Annotated in this window: 4 protein-coding genes; all 4 read left to right on the forward strand. The window is 66.3% G+C overall.

Features of this window, described 5'->3' with window-relative positions; all coding sequences use genetic code 11:
* The first annotated feature begins 1,116 nt into the window (after positions 1-1,116).
* The 4 genes from ACZ38L_RS34510 (at position 1,117) to ACZ38L_RS34525 (ending at position 3,175) form a co-directional block, all read left to right on the forward strand.
* On the forward strand, positions 1,117-1,395 hold the full coding sequence (locus ACZ38L_RS34510) for a hypothetical protein (RefSeq protein WP_465701055.1): 279 nt from the start codon (positions 1,117-1,119) through the stop codon (positions 1,393-1,395).
* Positions 1,396-1,473: 78 nt separating this feature from the next.
* Entirely contained in the window at positions 1,474-1,818 is a 345-nt protein-coding gene (locus tag ACZ38L_RS34515; protein ID WP_465701058.1) for a hypothetical protein, read from the forward strand.
* Positions 1,819-2,398: 580 nt separating this feature from the next.
* Positions 2,399-2,818 (forward strand): DUF6573 family protein, encoded by a 420-nt coding sequence (locus ACZ38L_RS34520; RefSeq protein ID WP_465701059.1) that lies wholly within the window; start codon positions 2,399-2,401, stop codon positions 2,816-2,818.
* Positions 2,819-2,968: 150 nt separating this feature from the next.
* Complete coding sequence (locus ACZ38L_RS34525) at positions 2,969-3,175, forward strand: hypothetical protein (protein WP_465701061.1); 207 nt, start codon at positions 2,969-2,971, stop codon at positions 3,173-3,175.
* Positions 3,176-3,267 lie beyond the last annotated feature (92 nt).

Here is a 3,267-nt window from a genome sequence, read left to right on the forward strand (position 1 = left end):
CGCCCACCCCGGCCCGCGCTCCGCGCGGGCTGACGGTCGCTCCGCTTCGCTTCACTCCCTCCGTGGCTGAGCCTGCATCGTGCCATCTAGCAGGGAAAATGGCTGGGCTTCAAGCAGGCTGACTAGGAGTGGGGGGTGGCTCTGTGGGGGCGCGCACCGGCCCCGTTCGCCACGCCAAGATGACCGACGGTCACCCCTACTAGGGTCGGTCCAGGTAGCCTCGACTCCATGACAGGACGTCAGTGTATCAGTCTTCACTCGGGAAGCGATCCCGGAGGAACGTACCTCCCGACCCCTAGATTTGAGCGTTTCGGATTCTGCTGCAAATGGTGCGCGATTTCTGCTCTGGCTTTCTGCATGGCAATCACATTGACCCTCCATAGGCATGCCAGGCCAACGGAATTCCGGGGTGAGTCGTCGGCTGTATCAGAAATCCCCGGGGAATCGATCCGGTCTGACGCCAGGTGCCATCTGCTATCCCGTGTCCAGGCGGGAAAAGGGCGCCACCGCCGTAAGAGAAAGCCCCGCGCGACTTAGGAGCGCGACGGCAGAACTGTACGACGGCCGGACCGGCCCCGCGCCTCGCTCCGGCTGACCAGGGGCGCCGGTCGGCCGTGCCGTGACTGCCCACGGGAAACACTCCTCAGAGGCCAGCCAGGGGCGTCCTGGGGGCGTTTCTAGCGCGCGTCCGGGCGGCGCAGCCGCCGGGCGACCGGCCCGCCGGGCGCCCACCCTCCCAGGCCCGCCGCAGGCGCAGAACCGCCGCCGTCCGTCCCGTCCGCCCTACCGCACCCAACAACCACACCACCAGCACCACAGGAGAGGGACAGACAGAGGGGGTTGTCAGGATTTACGGGAGCACCTGCGTGTGCTCTGACCTGCGGAAACTTGGGTGATCGGCGGAAGCTCAGGCACCTACAAGGCCACCCCCAAGGCGCAGGCCAAGGCCACTCGCAAGACCACTCCCTAGAGCGCCTCCTAGGTGCAGGTGGGTCGAAACACGCCGAGGTCAGGAGGGATCCAGACTAGCCATGCGTGCATGCGACGTGATACTATTCTCTTGTTGGAAGGGGATGGCACCCCGCCCACCACCCCCCTTCGAACCATCCCCGACACATGGGAGACAAGATGGAGCAGGTTCTTCCGCCCGAGCTGCAGGTTGAGGCCCTCACCATCGAGGCCGAGTACCAGGCACTGCGCGAAGCCTTGGCGACCATGCGCAGCCGGCGGGAGCGCGTTCTGTACACCGCGTGGCGTCGCTGCAAGAACCCGAGTCTCGTTGCGGCGCACCTTCCCGCAACGGTCTCTAAGAAGACGGTAGAAGCCGCCGTTGTAAAGCTGGCCCCGCCGCAGGACTTCGAAGAGCTTTCGTTGTTTGAGCTCGCTTCCAACTGACCGCCAGGCCGGGCGGTGAATGGCATCGCCGCCCGGCCCCCCTTCGAACCACAGCGCAATTCCACCAAGGAGCAGGAAATGAACTCTCAGGCTGAATTCGACTTCATGTTCATCAGTGCCGTTCGGGGTGTTGGTGCAAAGGTCGAAGCGGTGATTCCCGGGGCTTCGGAGTGGTTGGTCATGGTGGCGGCTCAGACCGAGAATTACGCGGAGATGCTCGAATTCTGGGGTGTGATCCGGCAGGAGCTCAACGGGTTCAAGATTGAGTGCGCGGGGAAGCGCAAGGCGCAGCAGGTGGCGAAGGCGCGGGAGGCGTTCTCTTCGCTGGTTTCTGCGGTGCGGTTCGCGGAGTGTGGGCAGATGCAGAGTGCTCACGGGTGGGTTCACCGGGCGTGGTCCCAGGGGTGGGCCGGGGTTCGCTAAACCCTTGCTTCGTGCGCAAGGCATGATATAGTTCTCTTGTGGCCAGGGGTGATCCTGGCTCAGGCTGTGGCCCGGCATTGCTGGTCGGGCCACAGCCCCTACCAAGGAGGGTTGACGATGGTTCGGATCTGTTGTTGCGAGTGCGAGGCGGAGCCCGGCTCGTACGGCGCGCATCCGGGGGGATTCTTCGTGTGTTTCGAGTGCGGACATGAGATCACGTCAGGTGATCTCATGTTGGACGGCGGAGAAGTCTGGGTTGTCGACGAGTCTGGAACTCTGGGGTACGTCCTTGACCCGTCTCTTTTGGTGGCGGAGATGGAGGAGGCCATTGACGACTATTTGGGGGCGCCCCATGACTCGCTGGGGGAGTTGGAAGCGCTGCGCAGTTTCCGAGATGCTGCACACCGTCTTCAGGATGCTTTGGGGGCGGGGGTTCCTTATCCGTCCGGGCGAGTGAAATTCGCTCCGCTTCCGGCGACATGATGCACGATATCATGCGCGAGATGTGATAGAGTTGTCTTGTTGGTAGGGGGTGGCGCCCCGACCAACACCCTTCGAACTGACACGACGAGAGGTCGAAATGACGAACCTGATTGAGCTGTTCGGCGCCCCCATCCACGTGGTGACTCGCGCTGACCTCCTGGAGGCCGGCCACCTTGTCGCCGTACCCCGCGAAGTGGCCGAGGAGTCTGGCTGGCGGTGGCCGGTGGCGCTGACCGCCGCCGCGTGGGGCGACTGCGTCAGCTGGGGCGAGACGGACGAGGCTCGCCACGGGGGCTACGGGCAGTCGGAGCGCGGCCGGCTATGGGACGTGCTGTTCCTCGCGTTCCAGGCCGCGCGCCGGGCGAACCCGGGCGTCCGGCGAGTGCCGTTCGAGGTGCGGCGGATCGCGGCCGCCGGTCCAGTCGGACGGGCGACGCCCGCGCGGCTGGCAGTGTTCTGCGGCCCGGGAGACGCCGGGGAACCGGTGATCACGATCATGCAGGCTGACGAGGACTGACCGTCCCGCTGGGCGGCGGTGCCGCCGCCCAGCCCATTCCGACACACTTCCCACCGTGCGCAGAATCTGATAGAGTTCTCTTGTTTGACGGGGTTGGCACCCCGCCCGACATCCCCCCTTCGAACCGACGATCAACCGGAGGTTGCGGCCATGGCCCGCACGCTGAACACCCGTCCGTTCCGCCTGGTCCGTGAGGACCGCCCGTACCTGGAGTACGGCGCTCTGTCCGGCCGTCGCCGCAAGCCGGCCCAGCGGGCCGCCCACAAGCAGGACCGGCAGGCGCTGCGCCTGGCCCTGCGCCAGGGCTGGGAGCCGCCCCGCCCGCAGCGCCGCCGGGTGGACTGGGACCTGTTCTGACGGACTGCCGGGGGGGGGGGGGGGGGGGGGGCCCCCCCCCCCCCCACCCCCCCCCCCCGACAAAGGGAACGTGGGTCTTGCCCGGCGCTGGT

The organism is Kitasatospora sp. NPDC024654 (assembly GCF_055559155.1).